Origin of the sequence: Gilvimarinus algae, from assembly GCF_030518215.1 — a bacterium.
GTDB classification, from domain to species: domain Bacteria; phylum Pseudomonadota; class Gammaproteobacteria; order Pseudomonadales; family Cellvibrionaceae; genus Gilvimarinus; species Gilvimarinus algae.
Map to the genome: position 1 here is coordinate 14,650 of NZ_JAULRT010000034.1, position 18,813 is coordinate 33,462.

The window sequence follows — 18,813 nt, forward strand, 5'->3', positions numbered from 1 at the left end:
CAGTTTCACGCCGTTTTTATGACAGTGGCGCCGGACTGCGCCTGGGCGCTGCGCTGCTGAAACTGGCCGGGGGAGACACCAAACCAGCGCTTGAAGGCGCGGTTAAAGCTGGGCTGATCGGCGTAGCCCAAGAGGTAGCTGATTTCACCCAGGGATTTATCGCACGTGGCGAGATGCAGTTGCGCCAGTTCACGCCTCACCGATCCCAGCAGTTGCTTGAAGCTGCCTTGTTCGCGCTGCAGGTGTCGCTGCAGGCTGCGCGGGCTCATGGCGAGGGCTAAGGCCACTGAGGCCTCACAGACCTGGCCGCCGGGTAGTTGGTTGACCATCACCCGGCGGGCTCGGTCCGTGATACTGACGTTATCCAGTTTGCCGAGGTGCTCCAGTGCCAGCTTTTCATTTAATAGCGCCAGCTCGGCGTTGGCCCCGGGTAGGTGTACATGCGCCTGCTGGCGATCAAGCGCTACTGTGCAGCGGCCCCGGCGCTCAAGGTGACAGCCCAGATAGGCACGGGCTTCGGCAGAAAGGTCGACATCGGCCAGCGAAACACTGACGGGGCTAAAGGACGGCCCGAGCAACAGGCGGCACATGCTCACCAGGGCCGCTATACCCGCGAGGCTGGCGGCCGGGTGCGCATTGCCGTGAATGAGAATGTCCAGCTCGTAGACGGCGCCTTTGGGGGTAAGCTTCACCTCGAGCCCATTGCTAATGAGACGGGCGTAGCGTTCCAGTCGCAAGAGCGCCTGCTGCAAAGTGTCGCTGGCAAGCCAGGCGTAGCCGAGGGCGTTAAAGGTAGTGGGGTGCCATCTTTGGCCAACGGCCAGGCCGAAGTCCTGGTGTTGGTAAAGGCTCTGTCCGGTTTGCCAGAGGGTGATCATGCCGCTGACCGGGTAGCGGGCGTTGGGGTTGGACAGAAGCGCGGGGTCTAATCCGGCCTGGGTAAAGCAGGCCCTGGAGTCAATGCCGTTGTCGCGCAATGTCTCCCAGATCAACTGAGCCCAGCTGGTCAGCGTGGTGTTCATGCAGCGGGTTCCCTTGCGTGCTTAACTCATTCTAACCAGCAATTTGCTCGGGTGACAGTGTCGCCGCGCGGGCTTGGCGCCAAATGCTAAACGATTGGCCGCGAGAGGAAAAAACCGCAGCTTAGCTGGCGGTACGCTGAGTCTGTACTCAAAAGGAGACAGATCATGACACAGACTCAATACCATCAACACACACTGGCAGCACCGTTTACCTGTTTTGGCCGGGGTTTGCACACCGGCGTGGCTGTGGTGATGAAAGTACTACCGGCGCCCGAGCACACCGGCGTGACCTTTGTCCGGCGCGACTGCAAAAGCGGTGAAAACGAAGTGCGAGCCATCTGGTTTAATGTGCGTAACAACCGTTTGAACACCACTATTGCCAACCGTTTTGGTGTCACCATCAACACCATTGAACATATTATGGCAGCACTCTTTGCCCATGGGGTGGACAATGCGCGGGTGGTGCTGGACGGACCCGAAGTGCCCATTCTCGAGGGCAGTGCGCGGACGTTTTCGGATTTAATTCTCGCCTCTGGCGTCAGAGCCCAGCGCGCGCGCCGCAAGGTGATTGTGGTGCGCCATCCGGTGGCGATCAGTGACGGTGACAAGCGCGCGGCTCTGACGCCCTCACCTGTGCTTTCGGCGGACCTCACCATTTCCTTTAAGGCGGCCGCCATAGGTACCCAGCGGTTGCCCAATGTACGGCTGGATGAGGCGACCTTCACCAGCAGTATCCGGGATGCGCGCACCTTCGGTATGGCGGAAGACATTGAGTCGATGCTGCAAAGTGGTTACGGGCGAGGCGCCTCTTTGCGCAATGCGATAGTGGTGAAGGGCGATAGCATTGTGAATCCGGAGGGGCTTTTTTATCCGGACGAATTTGTGCGGCACAAAATTCTGGATCTGTACGGTGATTTGTCTTTAGCCGGCGCACCTATTGTCGGTCACTTTCGCGGTTACAAAAGCGGTCACCAGATGAATACAGATTTGCTGAGTGAGCTGTTGTGCGAGTCCGAGAACTTTGCGTTTGTCGATAAAGAGTATGCCGAGCACTACTGGCTTGAGATTCACTATAAAAACATTGCCTAATCGGCAGTGGCTGGAACCTAGCGTCAGCCACTGCGCAGTGTACTACTGGGTTGCGATTTCAAAGTTGAGCGTGGTGCCTGTGAGCACAGCGCTATAGGCCGATTCTTTTTCCAGGCGGCTTTTGTCAAGGCCGTCATCCACCAGTTGTTGAATCACGTGGTCGGCCCGCAAGTCGGCAAGTTGCTCAAGCGTAAGGTCTGTGATGACAATAGAATCACTGAGTGTGGCAAAGGCCGCTTGCAAGGCGGCACGCTCAGCAGCGGCGGAGTCCTGCTCGCCGTCTTGCGCCGAGTCCGCCTTAAGCTTGGTAAATGGCTGGCCAGTTTGCGATTGGTAGCGCTCTTGTACCTGGCGGGCAAAAGCCGCTTGTGATAACAATTCGGTGATTTCGGCCTCTTGGAGTATGGGTTGGGGCAAGGGTGCTGTGTCCCGGCCTTGCAGTTCATAGGCGAGCCGGGTTTGCTGCAGGCGAATCCGGTCGGCCGTTTTGTCGGCATTGCCGCGCACAACGAGAGACAGCTGCGGCTTTTGATTCAGTGCCTGAGCCAGTTGCTGTAAATTTTCTGTTTGCGACTCGCTGAGTGTGTGCTGGCCGGGGGTAAAACTCACCTGGCCCAGATCGGCGTCGCTACTGACAAGCGAGCCCAACAGCGTAAAGGGCGAGGCAGCGGCTTTGACCAAAATGTTGACAAAGGCTTTGGCGATCAAGCCGGGCACGCTGAAGCTCGGGTCGGACCTGTCGCCTTTGATGTTCAGGTCAAGATCAATGTTGTTGTCCAGATCCTTGAGCAAGGTGAGCCCCAGTTTTACCGGCGCTTTGACCGCCTGCTCACTCGGTACGCTGCTGCCAAGATCAAAGTCGCTGGCGAGAATGGCGTTTTTACCGCGGAGATTCTCTCCTTGCAATTGGTAGTCAAAATCGTAGTTCAGTGCGCCCTGGGCAATGTTATAGCCAATGTAGGCGCCGCTGTAGGGCGACAGAGACGGCAGTTGCATATTTTTCATTGAGCCTTTGACGGCAATGTTCTCAGCGGCGATTTGCGCCTTGGCGTTCAACGGAGCGTGTTTGTTGATGAGCGCCTGCAGACTTGCGCGCGCTTCTTCGCCCCCGCCGGTGCTGAAATTCTCCAGGTTTAGAGTAAGGTCATCCACGGTGGCGACAAACTCCGGTTTGACCAGCGCGTCTTTGTAATGCAGGCGCCCGCCCTTGACTTGCGTGTTTAGAATGCGGAGCTCAAAGCCCTGCTCACGGCCGCCGGCTTCACTGTCGCCGGCGCCAGCGGTTGGGGTTGTGCTCTCTGTGGTTTTTAACAGACTATCCCAGGTAGACGGTGTGCCCCGGATCAGCATAACCCGTGGTTCATTCAGTGTGATTTGACCAATGGCCAGTGCCGGTTGTGGGTAGGTTAACGTAGCATCAGCCAGCTCCAGTGTTTGCCATTTTAGGACCTGCTCATCGGTCACCTGATTGTGCAGTTGCAGATTATTCAAAGAGGTGTCGATTTTGAGGGTCAGTTCAAGCTCCGGCTGCGTCATCATCGACAGCTCTGTGGTGGCTGACAGCTGACCCTCGGTTAAGGCCGCGTGTGTGCCAGTGGCGAGATAGGGGTTGATCAAAGTGGCCGGAAATTCTGAAAGCTTCGCCGTAAGTTGCAGTGATAGTGGGGTGACGGTCAGAGCGCCCTCGACAGACAAGCTCGCGCTGTCGTTGATGGTCGCTTGCGCCTTAATGTCACCCGGCTCATTGCCGGTGAGGTGCAGCGGCGACACGCTTAGCGATACTGGGCTCAAAGACCACTCGGCGGCCGGTGTGACATTGTGATCGGTAAAGCCGAGGTTAGCGTTGGTGAGGGCAAAGCGATTGATTGTGGCAGACCAGGGCGAACCGGATGCACTGGTGTCGTTTGCTTCACCGGCCTTGGGTGTTGCTTGCGGGTTGTCGGCAGCGCGAACAATCAGCGATTCATAGCGAAAGCTGCCATCGGCATTTTGGGATTGATGCAGAGTCACACCATCATACTCCAGAGACTCGAGTAGAAAGCGCTTTTGCCGGACATCGACAGAGGCGCCCCGGGCAGCGATGCGCTTTATTCTGAGCATCGCGGGGTCGCTGATTTCATCGTCCAGGGCCAGATCGCTGATCGTCAGCTCGCCGTTACTGAGGGTGATAGCCGCGTCATTGTCACCACCACTTTGTATTTGCAGGTGTCCACTGGCGTCCAGCGTGCCCTCACTGATGCTGGCGTTGACCAGGTTGCGAACAAAGTCGGCAAAGCCGGGTAAGTGGATTTCGCTAACGGCGAGATTGGTATCAAACAACAGTGGCTGTAAGCGATAGTGCCCATCCAGGTTCAAGGCGCCACCGTCGGCGAGTTGGGCCGAAACACTGAAGGGGTTACTTTGCTCATCGCCAGTGGCGATGTACAAATCGTTGAAGCTCAAACTGAAATCGCGCAGGGTGGCGCTGGCGGGCACCGGGCCGGAGCGGTCTTGATATTGAAATTGTCCTTGTTGTAGGGTGATCAGCTCCACCGCAAACGCAAAGGGTGTTGACTCACTCTGCGGCGCAGGCTCAGTGTCGGTGGAAGATGCGCTAAGACGCTGGAGAATATCGTCAAAGTTAAATCCATCGGCGGACTGTACGATGCTGGCTTTCGGCTCGAGTACATGAATCTCCTCAAGCACCAAATGCAGGTTAAATAACGAGGCCCAAAAGCCCAGATTGATTCGCACCTGTTGCCATTGCAGCAACGGGGCGCCAGGCTGATCTGCAATGGCGAGCTCGTTGCTGGTCAGCTCAAAGGTGAAGGGATTGTACTGAAAGGACTCGACAGTGACTGCTCGCCCAATGGTCTCTGAGCCTTGCTCTTGGACCAGGGTTTTAAGCTTGTCCGGTACATAAAAATAGGCCGCCGCGATGTAGCACAGATAGACAAGCACAGCGAGGGTAAGTGCAGCGTAAGCCGCGATCCGTATCCAGTTTCTATTGATTCTGGTTGACATCTTGCGACTCCTTTTGACTGACGAAACAGCGAGTCTCCTGCGGACACGTTACGATTAACCCGACAATACGCTTTGTCGGATTAATCGCACTCCGCCCTCAGTATCTTTCACTCCATTCCAGGGTGGAATCAACTGGCGCGTACCAGGTCACGCCGTTATCCGAGCTTAACAGACTTTGCAGTCCCTCTCCGGTAATCCATAAGCGGTTATCGAGGACAGTGGCGCTTAGGTTTTCTGGTAAAACGGTGTCGGGTTCGCCGGCCAGGTGCCAATCAATGCCATTGGTGGATGTGTAGACACCGGCGTTTTCAGAGGAGCCTCCAAGCAAGTAGAGTACGCCGTTCAGAGTGACCACTTGATGGTTTATTCTCGGGCCATGAGCGGTATTTTCGTTTGCCATAAACCACTCGATACCATCGCTGGTATGCCATATGTCGCCAAGTGGCTGTGCGGGATCACTGAAGCCTCCTGAGATAAATAGCTGCTCGTCAACAACATAGGCCGAGAAGTCATTCCTGTAAGAAAAGGTCGGAATGCCAAGCGACTCGCTCCATTGAGACCCGTCGCCGGAATGCCAAACCCCTTCACTGCTAATGATCCAGAGCCGGTCTTTGAAAACAATGAGCTGACTGCTGCTTTGAGGGGAGATTTCTGGCGTAAATACGGCGCTCCATTGGCCGGTGTCCTCGGTGCGCCAAACAGTATGGTCGTATGCCGAGCCTGCACCATTGCCGGTCGGCACCTGGCCTCGGGTCAGATAGAGGGCGTTGTTGAAAGTTGCAGCGCTGTGAATGCTGCCCGAGCCTATTTCCAGGCTGCTGTCTGCAAGCTCCCAATGGGCGCCGTACCGTGACGTCCAGAGGTCATCGTACCAGGTAACCGTGGAGTTTTGATGGACCGCTTTTCCACCGACAAGCAGGAGTTTATCTTGATTGCCTATCAAGGTGGCGCCTGTTCTTTCACTGAAAGGCGTCATTGCCGGGTCAATATAAATGGGTCGGGCCCTATACTCACTGTTTTGGAAAAAAAGGAAAGGCTTGGTACTTAACTGTGAAAAATAATCAATAATCGGCAACTGCTCGGATGAAGTAATATTAAATTTTGCGTAGTTGGGACAGTTAAAGAATACGTCAAGGTCACACAGAGACGTACTTGTTCTAATAGCCTCTATGACGCCCCACTGATCGCTCCAGTTGACGAGTGTATCCTCTTGGCCTACATGAATATTGAGCCCACCAATAATATCGTAGGCTGTCAGTTCGTACTGTGCTTGTGCTGCCAGATAAATCGAGTCCTCTGCCTTGACGGCGGTAATGACCGCGGTACCCGCCGAGTGTAGATCTACCTGTCCGGTGATTGCGTCTACGCTGGCAACCGCACTGTCGCTAGAGATAAATTCAATGCCGCCAGTGCCTGAACCTCCCATTGGTGTGTTGATATCGGGGTTGAAACCTAAGGCCGCTTCTACCAGAGAGTCTGAAAATGTAAACGCTGCTTGAGGGTACTTTAACACCGTCAAGGTGTAGTCAGCGGATGCAGAGGCATACTGCTCATCGGCTGGCCGAAATGCGGAGATAGTGACTGTGCCATCGTCAATGAAAGTCAGTTCGCCGGTCGCAGCGTCGACTTTTGCGATAGCGGCATTGCTGGAGGAAAACGTCGTGATCCCCGCTCCAGAACCACCGGTTACCGGATTCTGAGTAGGTGTTTCATCGATGTACTGCTCGATCTGCGCCTGAGCAAAACTCAGGGGTGTCTGCGATGACTTGGCAATGAGTAAGGCATAAGAAGCTGTAGCGCTGAAATTGTTTGCATCGGCAGACTTCTCGGCGGTAATCATTGCATCGCCCGCTTTAATAATATCCAAACGTCCGGTCACCGCATTGACCTTGGCGACAGTGTTGTCGCTGGAGGTGTAGATGACGGCCCCTTCTCCCGATCCGCCCAGCAAAGGGTTGTTCGGCGCCGGATCGCCATAGGTTATTGCTACCTCGGGGCTCTGGAAGTACAGCGGTGCTTGTTCCTGCTTGAGTGCACCTGGGTCGGATGGCGGGGCAGAGGAGGTGCCGTTGTCACTTCCACCACAGCTCACCAGTAAAAGGACACTCGTGCACCATAAGCTATGACCTAACATCTTTAGGATGTCATTGAAGGCTGTCTTCATGTTCTCTTTTCCGGTGGTAGGTGGTTAGAGGCTTTTGCTGCCACTATAGCCGATTTGGACATCCGTGGCATGACGCGCCGGCAAGCACAAATGACGCCGGGCTCAGTCACTGGACGAAAGATCTTAAGTCTACCGACGCAAGTTCGTGTAGTAAAATAGCCCGTTCTGTCTTTGAATAGCGTTGTTATGGCACTTTCTCATCAGGTACCCACAAGCCTCTGGCGCAGTGTCCTGACACTGGCGCTGCCGGTTGCTCTGCAGATGCTGCTGCAATCGTTTTTGGGGATGGCGGACGTCATTATGGTGGGCGGACTCGGCGCTCAGGCCGTAGCGGCGGTGGGTCTGGCGGCCAAGCTGCATTTTTTGATGTTGGTCACCATGATGGGGGTGGCGACGGCCTGCGCCATTATGGTGGCCCAGTACAGCGGCGCTCGCGATGCCTGGGGCTCACAGCGGACTCTGGCTATGGCTCTGGTGTTCGGCGCTGTGTTTATGCTGCCCTTTACCTTGGTGTTTTGCCTGGGTCACTTCTGGCTGGGTTGGATCAACCCGGATGCTACGGTCAGTGCATTAACCGCCAACTTCCTGCTGATTACGGCGCCGGTGTTGCTCATCACGCAATTGATCACCGTGTATGAAGCCGCGCTGCGGGCACTGGGGAATACCACGGTACCGCTGGTGATGGGGGCGGTGGCGGCTCTTCTCAACATTGGCTTTAACTATCTTTTGATCTTTGGTCACTTTGGTTTTCCCGAATTGGGCGTGGCAGGCGCTGCCTGGGGCACGCTGCTCGCACGGATTATTCAGCTGCTGCTCACCCTTGCCTGGCTCTACGCGGTGCGTCACGAGTTTGCCTTGCGCCTTGGGGATTTTTTCCGGGCACTGGAGAGAGTTGAGCTGCAGCGATTCTGGTGGTTTTCCCTGCCGCTGCTGGTAAACCACGCCATTTGGGCACTGGGCAATGCGGCTTATCATGTGGCATCGGGTTTTGCCGGCACGGATGCGCTGGCGGTGATGGGCGTGATGGTGCCGATTGAGAGCACCTTTTTTGCGCTCTTTGTCGGGCTTGCCAATGCCTCTTCGGTACTGGTGGGGCGTTCTCTGGGCGGCGATGATTCCGAGGGCGCCTGGCGACTCTATCGTTTTTTTAATCGCCTCACCCTGGTGCTGGTGTTCACCTTTGCCGCCGCGCTGTGGCTGCTCAAACCCTGGGTACTGGGGATATTTTCTCATGTGGATGAGGCAACCACGCGGCTGCTGGAGCAGACGATCGCGGTTTTCTGTATCGGGGTTTGGGTCAAGGTCATCAATATGCTGCGCATTCTCGGTGTGCTGCGCGCCGGTGGCGACACCCGCTACTGCCTGGTGGTGGATGTGATTGTGATGTGGGTATTTGGCGTGCCGATATACCTGGCGGCGGTGTTTTTCTCCGGTTACTCCTTTGCGGTTCTCTATGCGCTGATGTACGTGGAAGACGCACTCAAGTGGCTGCCCATCCGCTGGCGTGTGGGTCGCGGTATCTGGCTGAAAAATCTGACGCGGGGTTAAGTTACCCCCGGCCTCTGCTATGCTCCGCTCTGGACGAGTCGTCCGTACAGTACAAGGAATGCAAGGAGAAGCAGTATGTCAGAGCACAAGCGCTACAACGTTTTATTGATCTTAACCGACCAACTTCGCTACCCGCGTTTCCCCTACGGCAGTGATCATGGACTGCTCGATCCCATCAAGAACATTGTCGGCTTTGCTGACGGTGTGACGCCAGAAAGCCCCTACGCGGACATGTTTCCGGGGTTTATGGCTCTGCGCCAACAGGCCCTGGTGATGCGCAATCACCATGTGGCGGCTACCGCCTGCGTGCCCAGCCGGGCCACCATCATGACCGGGCAGTACGGTACCCGAACCGGGGTGACGCAAACCAATGGCCTGTTTAAAAGCGGCGATGCCCACAATTTTCCCTGGCTCGACAGCGACGGTATTCCCACGGTGGGTGACTGGTTTCGCGCGGCGGGTTACAGCACGCACTACTTTGGCAAGTGGCATGTGTCCAACCCCGCCGATCACAGCCTCGATCGTTGGGGATTTTCCGATTGGGACTTGTCTTACCCCGAGCCCCACGGCAAGGCGCTGAACAACCTGGGCAGTTATCGCGACTATGGTTTCGCCGATCTGGCGGCGACTTTTTTGCGTCGGCGCGGGCTCGGCTGGGGCTGGGACAGGCGCAGCGCCAGCGCCGAGCAGGCGCGTCCGCTGATGAATGAAACGCCCACCGGGCAAAAGCCCTTTTTTGGCGTGGTGTCGTTTACCAATCCTCACGATATTGCGGCCTATCCCACCCTAACGCGTTCGCTCAACCCTAGCGGTCAAAAGCCCGATGCGCCGGTAGAGGTGCCAGTGCAAGGCGCTCACTCTCCCGCGCCAGAGGGTGGCAGTATGTCGCTATCGCTCAACCCGCGTGGCTTTACCGGCGAGGGGGCGAATGTTCCGCCGCTGTCGTCACTGACCGATGAGCTGCTCAACAAACCCTCTTGCCAGTTTGACTATGCCTACAAGTGCGGGCTCGGATTGGCTTGCGGTGGCGGTTCTTTGGAATTTGCGCGTCTGGCACCTATGCCTTTTCAGTTGAACGCCAAGCCCAATGAATGGGCCGAGGCCTTTGTGCGTTATTACGCCTACCTCATGCATGTGGTGGATCAGCACATCGCCACGGTAATGCGTGCGCTGGAGGAGGCCGGGCTGCGCGATAGCACCATTGTGGTGTTCAGTTCCGATCACGGCGAGTACGGTACAGCGCACAACTACATGATTGAAAAGTGGCACGGCGCCTACGATGAAATTCTGAAAGTGCCCCTGGTGATCAACGCGCCTTGGGTTAGTGAACCCGGGGACAATCAATTGCGCTCGCTCGATACCCTCACCAGTCACATTGATGTGGCGCCCACGCTGCTGGGGCTGGCCGGCGTGGATGAAAGCCATTGGCCCGAGTTGGCGAGTCGGATGGAGACGCATCAGACTCCGGCGCCTTTTGCGGGCAGTAACCTGGCACCGCTAATGAGCGCGGCGGGGGAGGGCAAGGCGCCAGCCTCCTGGCCGCTGCCGAAAGATGCCGATGGCAAGGACCGCGACAGCGTGCTGTTTATTACCGATGACCGTATCACCGAGCCCTTGACCTACGCTTCCGACCGGCACAATGCGGCGGGCAATCAGGCCTTCGGTGTTTTTTGTCAGCGCGTCGAAGAAGTCCGCCAGCAGGTACCGAGGCTCAAACCGGGTGCGGTCACACAACCGAATCACTTGCGCTGCCTGTGCACCCGCGATTGGAAACTGGTGCGCTATTTTGATCCCTTGGGCCAGCACGCCGATGAGTGGGAGCTCTACCATCGCCGCGTCGATCCGCTGGAGACTCACAACCTTCTCGTGTTCAACGGCGCTTTTCCGACCGTGGTGCCCGAGCGGGACTTTCCCGAGGGTTTGTCCTTGACCGGCGAGCAAATTGCGGCCGAGGCCGAGCGGCTGTTCGCGAAGCTGCAAACCTCAGAGCAGCAAATGCTGACGCCACTGGCGCCCGTCGCGGTTGAGCAGCTGCAGGCCGTGCCCTAGGAAATGTGGCGGGCCACTCTCGTGGCCCGCCTACTGAACCGACTGAAAATGGCTTGGATCATCAACTCAACTCAACTCGCTTCCGCTTACGCGAGCAAGTGGTCCGTTAAAGTGCAGAGAGCCGCGGATATTCAAAGCTCTGGCGAGGCTTGGTTTGTTGTGTATGTGGTGAATCTTTGGCGGTATTAAGCGCGGGTGTAGAGCACCGAAGCGTCGATGTCTGCCACACGGGTGACGCCGGTCAGTGCCATGGCGACGCGCATTTCTTTGGCCAGTAGCTCAATGATCTCTGCGACACCGTGCTCGCCGGCTGCCGCCAGGGCGTAGACCCAGGGGCGGCCAATCATAACGCCTTTAGCGCCTAAGGCGAGGGCGCGCACTATGTCCACACCGCTGCGTACGCCGGAGTCCAGCAGAATGTCCATGTCGTCGCCGAGCGCCCTGGCGATCGCGGGCAGGGCCTTGATGCTGGAGCTGGCGCCGTCGAGCTGGCGGCCGCCGTGGTTGCTGACCACTATGGCGTCGGCCCCGGTGCCCGCGGCGGCGCGGGCGTCTTCGGCGTCCAGGATGCCCTTAATGATCAACTTGCCCTGCCAGTGCCGGCGAATTTCAGCCATATCCTCCCAGCGGACGCGGGGGTCGAAGTTATCGGCCATCCAGCGCCAGAACTCATCGATGCCGGCGCCTTTACCGAGTACCGGGGCGATGTTGCCGAGACTGTGGGGGCGGCCCAGCAGACCCACGTCCCAGGCCCAGGCCGGTTTGACCAGCGCCTGGGCGGTGCGCCGTAACTTGCGGCGCAAGGGGCTGCCGCCGGACAGGCCGGAGCGAATATCCCGGTAGCGGGTGGCGGGCACCGGCATGTCGACAGTGAAGATTAAGGTCCGGCAACCTGCCTGCCAGGCGCGATCGAGCATGGCTTTGAGAAAGCCCCGGTCGCGGATCATATACAGCTGAAACCAGAAGCCGGGTTCAGCTCCAGCGGCCACTTCCTCGACGGAGCAGGCCGAGACGGTCGACAGGCAAAAAGGGATGCCGGCGCTCTGTGCGGCTCTGGCGGCCTGTACCTCTCCTCTGCGGGCGTTGAGCCCGGCGATGCCCACCGGGGCCAGCACCAGGGGCAGGCTGACGCTTTGGCCCAGCAGCTCGGTGCGGGTGCTCAGTTGATCCACATTGCGCAGCACGCGTTGGCGCAAGGTAAACTCGTGAAAGTCGCTCTGGTTGCGCGCTAGGGTGGTTTCGCTGAAAGCGCCACCGTCGATGTACTCAAACAGGAAGGTGGGAAGGCGGCGTCGGGCGAGAGCCCGATAATCGCTGATGCTGGCTGGTATCATGGCGGGGCCTGTGTCGCGGGGTTATATGGTTTATATTTTAAATATAAACCACATTTTACTTATAAATTTGCTCGTGGTATACAGGCTTTACAGGTTCCCTGATATAACAACAATGGCCAGGAGGAACGGTGCAGACTGATAACGCCAAGCGTCCGGTGTGGGCGGGAGCCCGCTTGTGGTTACCCCTGTTTCTGATCGTCAGCCTGTTTTTTATGTGGGGTGTGGCGAACAATCTCAATGACATACTGATCACCCAGTTTAAAAAAGCGTTTGTTCTGTCGGATTTGCAGTCGGGGCTGGTGCAGTCGGCCTTTTACTTCGGGTACTTTGTCTTTGCCATTCCCGCCGCCCTGGCCATGAAGCGCTTTGGCTATAAGTCTGCAGTGATTGTCGGCTTGGTGCTCTATGCGCTGGGGGCTGTTCTTTTCTACCCGGCGGCCCAGGCGCACGAATACGCGTATTTTCTCGCCGCCCTGTTTGTGATTGCCAGCGGCCTGTCGTTTCTCGAAACCTCGGCCAACCCCTTGATTGTCGCACTGGGGGATCCGGCCACAGCGGAGCGGCGCCTGAATTTTGCCCAGTCGTTCAACTCCCTGGGCACTATCTCCGGGGTGTTGATCGGCCGCGAGTTTATTCTCTCGGGGGTCGAGCACACACCGGAGGAGCTCGCCGCTATGAGCGAGGCTCAGCAAACCGCCTTTTACACCGCCGAGGTTCAGGCCGTGGCCGGGCCCTATCTGGCTATAGCCGCTGTGGTGGTGTTTTGGGCCCTGTGCGTGGCCTTGGTGAAATTTCCCGTGCTCGCCAATGCGCAGGCCGGGGCCGATCAGGATTTGCGCCTGGCAGATTTTCGCGCATTGTTCAGCCGGCGGTTTTATCTTTTTGGCGTACTGGCGCAGTTTTTCTATGTGGGCGCCCAGGTGTGTATCTGGAGCTTTATGATTCGCTATGGGCAGGAGGCCATGCCCGAGACGGGTGAGAAAATGCTGGCCACCTACCTGACGTTTTCACTGGTGGCTTTTATGGTGGGGCGCTTTTTTGCCACTTGGCTTATGGGGTATGTGCGCCCCGGCAAGCTCATGGCACTGTATGCGCTGATCAATGTGCTGCTCTGCGTCTTTGCCATGTTCAGCGGCAGCCATGCCGGATTGCTGGCACTGGCGGCCACCAGCTTTTTTATGTCTCTGATGTTTCCGACCATTTTCGCCATGAGCATCAAGGGGTTGGGGCCACTGGCGAAGGCGGGCTCGTCGCTGCTGATTATGGCGATTATCGGCGGCGCACTGCTCACCGCACTGATGGGATGGGTATCGGATTTGTCCAGTATTCACACGGCCGTTGTCGTGCCGCTGGTTTGCTTCGTGGTGGTGGGGCTCTTTGCTCGTGCAGGCGATAGGGCAGCCGCTCATGGCTGAGCTGGCGGTGATTGATGCGCATCAGCACTGTTGGCAGATTGACGCGGTGCAGTGGCCTACCCCCGAGCTGGAGCCTATTTATCGCGATTGCACGCCCGAGGATTTCGCGGCCGCCAGCCGCAGTTGGGGCATTGCGGGTTCGGTGCTGGTGCAATCTCAGCCTGAAACGACCGATACGGATTACCTCCTGGCATTGGCAAAACGCCATCAGCACGTGCTCGGTGTTGTCGGCTGGGTGGCGTTGGAGGCGGACAATGCGCCCGAGGAAATTGCCCGGCGAGCCCGCGAGCCCGCCTTTTGCGGTATCCGGCCCATGCTCCAGAATCTGCCGGAGGACGACTGGATAATGCGGCCCGAACTGGCCCCGGCCCTGCAAGCGCTGTGCGAGCATGGCCTGAGTTTTGATGCTCTGGTTTACCCGCGCCACTTGCCGGCCATACGGCGGTTGGCCGAGCGCTACCCGGCTTTACCGATTGTGCTGGATCACGCCGCCAAGCCGGCGATACGCTCAGGCCAGTGGGCCGACTGGCACGGGCCGCTGGCGCAGCTGGCAGCGGCAAACAACGTTTGCTGCAAGCTCTCGGGGCTGGTCACAGAGGCCTCCCCAGGTGCTGAGCTGGACCGAACCCTGCCCTATATGGAGGCGGTGCTGCGGCTTTTTGGGCCGGACAGGGTCATTTGGGGTAGCGATTGGCCGGTCGTGAATCTGGCCTCTAACTACGGCGATTGGCTGCAATTGTGTCGCAAAACGGTACGCAAGCTGGTACCTGAGGCAGAGTCGGCCATTTTCTGCGACAATGCCAGGCGATTCTATGGTCTGGACAGAGACATACCTACAACACGAGCAGAACAAGAATGAATCAGAAGACCACACTGAAAACCACGGAAGACGATAGCCGCAAGTACAAGGCACCGGCATTGGAAAAGGGGCTGGATATTCTGGAGCTGCTGGCCTCCACCAGCGAGCCTATGACCACCTCGCAGATGGCCAGCCGTCTCGGACGCTCGGTGAGCGAATTGTTTCGCATGGTGCTGGCTCTGGAGTACCGGGGCTATATTGCCGCGGCGGACGACGGGCGCGACGGCTACATCCTCTCCAACAAGCTGTTCACCCTGGGCATCGCCCGAGCGCCTACCAAAACCCTGCTGGAGGTGGCTCTGCCGGTCATGTCGGCGCTCACCAGAGATATTGGGCAATCCTGCCATTTGGCGGTGGCCTCGGGCGATCAGATAGTGGTGATCGGCCGTATTGAAAACCCGGGCGATCTGGGATTTTCGGTGCGCATCGGCTATCGCCGGCCGCTGATTCGCGCCGCCTCGGGACGCGTGATCTTTGCCTTCCAGGCGCCCGATGTGCGCGATGTGATGCTCAAAGCGCTCGGCGATGCAAACCCGGAAGAAGTGGATGCTTTTATCTCTAGCGCCGAGCAGGCGCGCGCGCGCGGTTATGTGCGCACGCCCAGCGACTTTATTGACGGGGTCACGGATTTGTCGGCACCAGTGATGGGCTATCGGGGCGCCCTGGCGGCCATCACCGTCCCCCATGTGGTTTATCACCCCGAGCGCTGCAGCGTGGAAAACGCCCTCGAGAGCCTGCAGCAAGCCGCGCGTAAAATCTCGTCTCAGCTGACCGAGCACAGTCACTGACTCCCGTGTGTGGCGCGCCTCAAGGCCGCCACAGCGCCGCGTACAGATGCGGCTTCACCGTTTTTTAAAGTCCTGAGTTCGATATGCCGGCGAGCGAAACCGGTTGACATTTAACGCCTGTTAATTTTTACTTGTGATTGATTTTTTAATTATAAAAAGGTTGGTCTGTGATTTCTGGGGATGAGCGTGAGCACCGCCGTATCGCGGCGCGCGGGGTAACCCTGCCGCCCTACAGTCTGGGCGCTGCGCCTTTGGGTAATCTCTACCGGCCCATGGAAGAGCAGCAGGCCATCGCTGTGATTGACCAAGCGGTGCAGGCGGGTTTTACGCACATCGATACCGCTCCGCACTATGGTTTTGGTCTGAGCGAGTCACGTCTGGGGCGGGCCTTGCCCGCCCACCCCGAGATCAGTGTGTCCACCAAAGTGGGGCGATTGCTGGTCCCCATTGACGCCGACGAGCGAGCGCCGGTGCGCTTCGGCTTTGCCAATGCGCCGGATCTGAAGCCGGTGTTCGATTACAGTTACGATGGCCTCATGCGCTCGTTCGAGGCCTCTTGCGAGCGCCTGGGTATTGAGCGAGTCGCCATTGTCTTTGCCCACGATCTGGGTGAAATGACCCACGCCGAACAAAACGAAAGCTACTGGCGGGAATTTTGCGAGGGCGGTATGCGCGCCCTAGCCGAGCTCAAAGCGGCGGGCCGTGTGGGCGCCATTGGCCTGGGGGTGAATGAAGTGGCAGTGTGCGAGCGGGCCCTGAGCGCGCTGGATCTGGATGTGTTTTTACTCGCCGGACGCTACACCTTACTGGAGCAGGCGCCGCTGGATTCGCTGCTGCCGCAATGCGCCCAGCGCGGCGTGAGCCTGATCGCCGCCAGCCCCTTTAACTCTGGCATTTTGGCGGGCGCGGAAGGCGCGGGGCCCGCGTACTACAACTACGAGCCCGCACCCGAGGCCATTGTGCAAAAAGTGCGACGGATACAGTCGGTGTGCGAGCGATATCGCGTGCCTGTGGCGGCTGCGGCGCTGCAATTTCCCGCCGCACATCCGCAGGTGGTGTCGGTGTTGGCGGGCTTTTCCCGCGCCGAAGAGGTGCGCAGCGCGCGCCGCTGGATCGATACGCCGATTCCGCCCTCGCTGTGGGATGAGCTCAAAGAGCACGGGCTCTTGCACCCGGGTGCTCCCTGCCCGACCTAAAGTGATCCGACAGGTTTTAAACGACATGACTTCAGCGGCAATAAAAGATGGCGAGCCGAAGCCAGGGGTGGTTTTGCTGCACCCGGATGACAATGTGTTGATCGCTGTGGCCAGCCTTGCGCCCGGCACCGAAGTGAGTATTGAGGGGCGGCGCCATCAACTGCAGGAGGCGGTGCCGCTGGGACATAAAATCGCCCGCTGGGACCTGCCTGCGGGCACCCGTATTCTGCGCTACGGCGCACCCATTGGCTCCCTGTTTGCCGCCGTAAAAGCCGGTGACTGGGTGCACATGCACAATTTGAAAAGTGATTATTTGGCCAGTCATACCCGCAAGGGACGGGCCGAGGAGCAGTAACCGTGAGCAGCAGTGCCAAGAGCAATCCGCCCGAATGGCGCGCCTACCCCCGTGCGGACGGGCGCAAGGGCATTCGCAATGTGGTGGTGGTCGCCTATCTGGTGGAGTGCGCACACCATGTGAGCCGCCGCATTGTCAGCCAGGTGGATGACCTGGATGTGCACCTGATTGGCTTTCCCGGCTGCTTTCCCAACGACTACGCGAGCCGCATGATGCGCGCTGTGTGTACTCATCCGAATGTGGGGGCGGTGCTGCTGGTATCGCTGGGCTGCGAAAGCATGGATCGCGACGCGCTGCAACAGGCCATCGTCGATTCAGGCCGGCCGGCGGAGTTATTGGTGATTCAGGAAAACGGTGGCACGGCCAGCACCATCGCCGAAGGTGTGCGCCGGGTGCGCCAGCTGCGCGACACCCTTGCCGGTGCCGCCACCGTCCCCATGGGGGTGGATGAACTGGTGGTGGGCACCATCTGCGGCGGCAGCGATGGCACCAGCGGCATTACCGCCAACCCGGCGGTGGGCCGCTGCTTTGATGCGCTGGTGGCAGACGGCGCCGCCTGTGTGTTTGAAGAGACCGGCGAGCTGATTGGCTGCGAAAACATTATGGCCGAGCGCGCCGCCACACCCGAGCTGGGGGAGCTCATCCAGGCCTCTGTCGCCAAGGCTGAGCGCTACTACCGCACCATGGGTTTTGGCAGCTTTGCGCCGGGCAACGCCGATGGCGGGCTGACGACCCAGGAAGAAAAATCCATGGGCGCCTACTCCAAGTCCGGCTCCTCGGCCATCAGTGGCTTGATAAAGCCCGGGGATATACCACCGGCGGGCGGCTTGTATTTGTTGGACGTGGTGCCCGATGGCGAACCGCGCTTTGGTTTTCCCAATATTGCCGATAACGCTGAGATTGTCGAAATGATTGCCTGCGGCTGTCACCTTACGCTCTTTACCACCGGTCGCGGCTCGGTGGTGGGGTCGGCCATTTCGCCGGTGATAAAAATCTGCGCCAATCCGGAAACCTACGAGCGCCTGAGTGAGGATATGGACATCAATGCTGGAAAAATCCTGACCGGTCAGGCGAGCCTGGATGAGCTGGGTGAAGAAATCTACCGCCGGGTGTTCGCTGTGGCTGGCGGCGAGCGCAGCCTGTCCGAAGCGCTCGGGCATCAGGAATTTATCCTCACCTACAAGAGCTTTGAACCCATAGGTCCGGCCTGTCTGCCGCTGCGCCAAGTGAACTGAATATTGGGAGTACAACGGGCCCGCGTATGAGACTGCAAGGCAAAACCGCGTTTATCACCGCCGCCGGTCAGGGCATCGGACTGGCAACGGCCCGGCAGTTTCTGGCAGAGGGCGCACGCGTCATCGCAACGGACATTAACGCCGAGGCCCTGGGTGAGCTTGAGTGTGAGGTCCACCGGCTAGATGTCACCGATGGCGAGGCCGTGTCTTCACTGGCGGCTCGTGTCGGCGCGGTGGATATTTTGTTTAACTGTGCCGGCTATGTGCACTCGGGCACGATACTGGAGTGCGACGAGCAAAGCTGGCAGCGCTCCATAGACATCAACATCAACTCCATGTACCGCACCATTCGCGCGTTTTTACCGGCTATGCTGGAGGCCGGTGGTGGCTCTATCATCAATATGTCGTCGGTTGCCAGCTCTATTAAAGGCGCGCCCAACCGCTGTGCCTATGGCATGACCAAGGCGGCGGTGATTGGGTTGACCAAGGCGGTTGCCGCCGACTTTATTACTCAGGGCGTGCGCTGCAATGCCATTTGTCCGGGCACGGTACAGACGCCCTCGCTCGAGCAGAGGTTGGCCGATACCGGCGATTACGCTGCCGCCTATAAAGCCTTTGTGGCCCGTCAGCCCATGGGGCGCATGGGCACGGCCGAGGAAATGGCCAAGCTGGCGCTCTACCTGGCCAGCGACGACAGCGCCTTTACCACAGGTACTATCAACATTATCGACGGCGGTTGGAGCAACTGACCGCCCG

General features: G+C 58.5%; 14 protein-coding genes. 10 read left to right on the forward strand and 4 right to left on the reverse strand.

All coding sequences use genetic code 11. From position 1 onward, the window contains the following. Positions 1–5: 5 nt before the first annotated feature. Positions 6–1,022 carry an AraC family transcriptional regulator gene (locus QWI16_RS03470; RefSeq protein WP_302711347.1) on the reverse strand — a complete coding sequence of 339 codons (1,017 nt, stop codon included), beginning with the start codon at positions 1,020–1,022 and terminating at the stop codon, positions 6–8. A gap of 165 nt (positions 1,023–1,187) precedes the next feature. Between QWI16_RS03470 and lpxC the strand changes: the two genes are divergently transcribed. Next, the gene (lpxC, locus tag QWI16_RS03475) at positions 1,188–2,111 is read left to right on the forward strand and encodes a UDP-3-O-acyl-N-acetylglucosamine deacetylase (RefSeq protein WP_302711348.1); all 924 of its coding nucleotides are present in this window, start codon (positions 1,188–1,190) and stop codon (positions 2,109–2,111) included. Between the two features lie 42 nt (positions 2,112–2,153). Here the strand turns inward: lpxC and QWI16_RS03480 are convergent, their stop codons facing one another. Further along, positions 2,154–5,114 (reverse strand): DUF748 domain-containing protein, encoded by a 2,961-nt coding sequence (locus QWI16_RS03480; protein WP_302711349.1) that lies wholly within the window; start codon positions 5,112–5,114, stop codon positions 2,154–2,156. Positions 5,115–5,211: 97 nt separating this feature from the next. Beyond that, positions 5,212–7,278 (reverse strand): hypothetical protein, encoded by a 2,067-nt coding sequence (locus QWI16_RS03485; protein WP_302711350.1) that lies wholly within the window; start codon positions 7,276–7,278, stop codon positions 5,212–5,214. 186 nt (positions 7,279–7,464) lie between these two features. Between QWI16_RS03485 and QWI16_RS03490 the strand changes: the two genes are divergently transcribed. Together QWI16_RS03490 and QWI16_RS03495 are read left to right on the forward strand one after the other, a co-directional pair. Then, the gene (locus QWI16_RS03490; protein WP_302711351.1) at positions 7,465–8,826 is read left to right on the forward strand and encodes an MATE family efflux transporter; all 1,362 of its coding nucleotides are present in this window, start codon (positions 7,465–7,467) and stop codon (positions 8,824–8,826) included. Between the two features lie 75 nt (positions 8,827–8,901). Continuing rightward, entirely contained in the window at positions 8,902–10,875 is a 1,974-nt protein-coding gene (locus tag QWI16_RS03495; protein WP_302711352.1) for a sulfatase-like hydrolase/transferase, read from the forward strand. Between the two features lie 185 nt (positions 10,876–11,060). On the opposite strand, the gene QWI16_RS03500 is transcribed toward QWI16_RS03495, so the two are convergent. After that, the gene (locus QWI16_RS03500; protein ID WP_302711353.1) at positions 11,061–12,209 is read right to left on the reverse strand and encodes an L-lactate dehydrogenase; all 1,149 of its coding nucleotides are present in this window, start codon (positions 12,207–12,209) and stop codon (positions 11,061–11,063) included. A 128-nt stretch (positions 12,210–12,337) separates the two neighbouring features. On the opposite strand from QWI16_RS03500, the gene fucP reads away from it, so the two are divergent. The 7 genes from fucP to QWI16_RS03535 all read left to right on the forward strand — a co-directional run bounded on the left by fucP (position 12,338) and on the right by QWI16_RS03535 (position 18,806). Continuing rightward, the gene (fucP, locus tag QWI16_RS03505; protein ID WP_302711354.1) at positions 12,338–13,624 is read left to right on the forward strand and encodes an L-fucose:H+ symporter permease; all 1,287 of its coding nucleotides are present in this window, start codon (positions 12,338–12,340) and stop codon (positions 13,622–13,624) included. Next, the gene (locus tag QWI16_RS03510) at positions 13,617–14,483 is read left to right on the forward strand and encodes an amidohydrolase family protein (RefSeq protein WP_302711355.1); all 867 of its coding nucleotides are present in this window, start codon (positions 13,617–13,619) and stop codon (positions 14,481–14,483) included. The genes fucP and QWI16_RS03510 overlap by 8 nt, the downstream gene beginning before the upstream one ends. Next, positions 14,480–15,271 (forward strand): IclR family transcriptional regulator, encoded by a 792-nt coding sequence (locus tag QWI16_RS03515; RefSeq protein WP_302711356.1) that lies wholly within the window; start codon positions 14,480–14,482, stop codon positions 15,269–15,271. Before QWI16_RS03510 ends, QWI16_RS03515 begins: the two co-directional genes overlap by 4 nt. A 167-nt stretch (positions 15,272–15,438) precedes the next feature. Further along, positions 15,439–16,467, forward strand: a complete 1,029-nt coding sequence (locus tag QWI16_RS03520) for an aldo/keto reductase (protein WP_302711357.1) — start codon at positions 15,439–15,441, stop codon at positions 16,465–16,467. Between the two features lie 25 nt (positions 16,468–16,492). Next, positions 16,493–16,822 (forward strand): UxaA family hydrolase, encoded by a 330-nt coding sequence (locus QWI16_RS03525; RefSeq protein WP_302711358.1) that lies wholly within the window; start codon positions 16,493–16,495, stop codon positions 16,820–16,822. 2 nt (positions 16,823–16,824) lie between these two features. Next, positions 16,825–18,057, forward strand: a complete 1,233-nt coding sequence (locus QWI16_RS03530; protein ID WP_302711359.1) for a UxaA family hydrolase — start codon at positions 16,825–16,827, stop codon at positions 18,055–18,057. Positions 18,058–18,083: 26 nt separating this feature from the next. Further along, the gene (locus QWI16_RS03535) at positions 18,084–18,806 is read left to right on the forward strand and encodes an SDR family oxidoreductase (RefSeq protein ID WP_302711360.1); all 723 of its coding nucleotides are present in this window, start codon (positions 18,084–18,086) and stop codon (positions 18,804–18,806) included. Positions 18,807–18,813 lie beyond the last annotated feature (7 nt).

What these genes read in the sequence shown, in the direction of transcription:
- QWI16_RS03470 (WP_302711347.1), bottom strand. Translation starts at nt 1,022, where the DNA reads ATGAACACCACGCTGACCAGCTGGGCTCAGTTGATCTGGGAGACATTG.
- lpxC (WP_302711348.1), top strand. Translation starts at nt 1,188, where the DNA reads ATGACACAGACTCAATACCATCAACACACACTGGCAGCACCGTTTACC.
- QWI16_RS03480 (WP_302711349.1), bottom strand. Translation starts at nt 5,114, where the DNA reads ATGTCAACCAGAATCAATAGAAACTGGATACGGATCGCGGCTTACGCT.
- QWI16_RS03485 (WP_302711350.1), bottom strand. Translation starts at nt 7,278, where the DNA reads ATGAAGACAGCCTTCAATGACATCCTAAAGATGTTAGGTCATAGCTTA.
- QWI16_RS03490 (WP_302711351.1), top strand. Translation starts at nt 7,465, where the DNA reads ATGGCACTTTCTCATCAGGTACCCACAAGCCTCTGGCGCAGTGTCCTG.
- QWI16_RS03495 (WP_302711352.1), top strand. Translation starts at nt 8,902, where the DNA reads ATGTCAGAGCACAAGCGCTACAACGTTTTATTGATCTTAACCGACCAA.
- QWI16_RS03500 (WP_302711353.1), bottom strand. Translation starts at nt 12,209, where the DNA reads ATGATACCAGCCAGCATCAGCGATTATCGGGCTCTCGCCCGACGCCGC.
- QWI16_RS03510 (WP_302711355.1), top strand. Translation starts at nt 13,617, where the DNA reads ATGGCTGAGCTGGCGGTGATTGATGCGCATCAGCACTGTTGGCAGATT.
- QWI16_RS03515 (WP_302711356.1), top strand. Translation starts at nt 14,480, where the DNA reads ATGAATCAGAAGACCACACTGAAAACCACGGAAGACGATAGCCGCAAG.
- QWI16_RS03525 (WP_302711358.1), top strand. Translation starts at nt 16,493, where the DNA reads ATGACTTCAGCGGCAATAAAAGATGGCGAGCCGAAGCCAGGGGTGGTT.
- QWI16_RS03535 (WP_302711360.1), top strand. Translation starts at nt 18,084, where the DNA reads ATGAGACTGCAAGGCAAAACCGCGTTTATCACCGCCGCCGGTCAGGGC.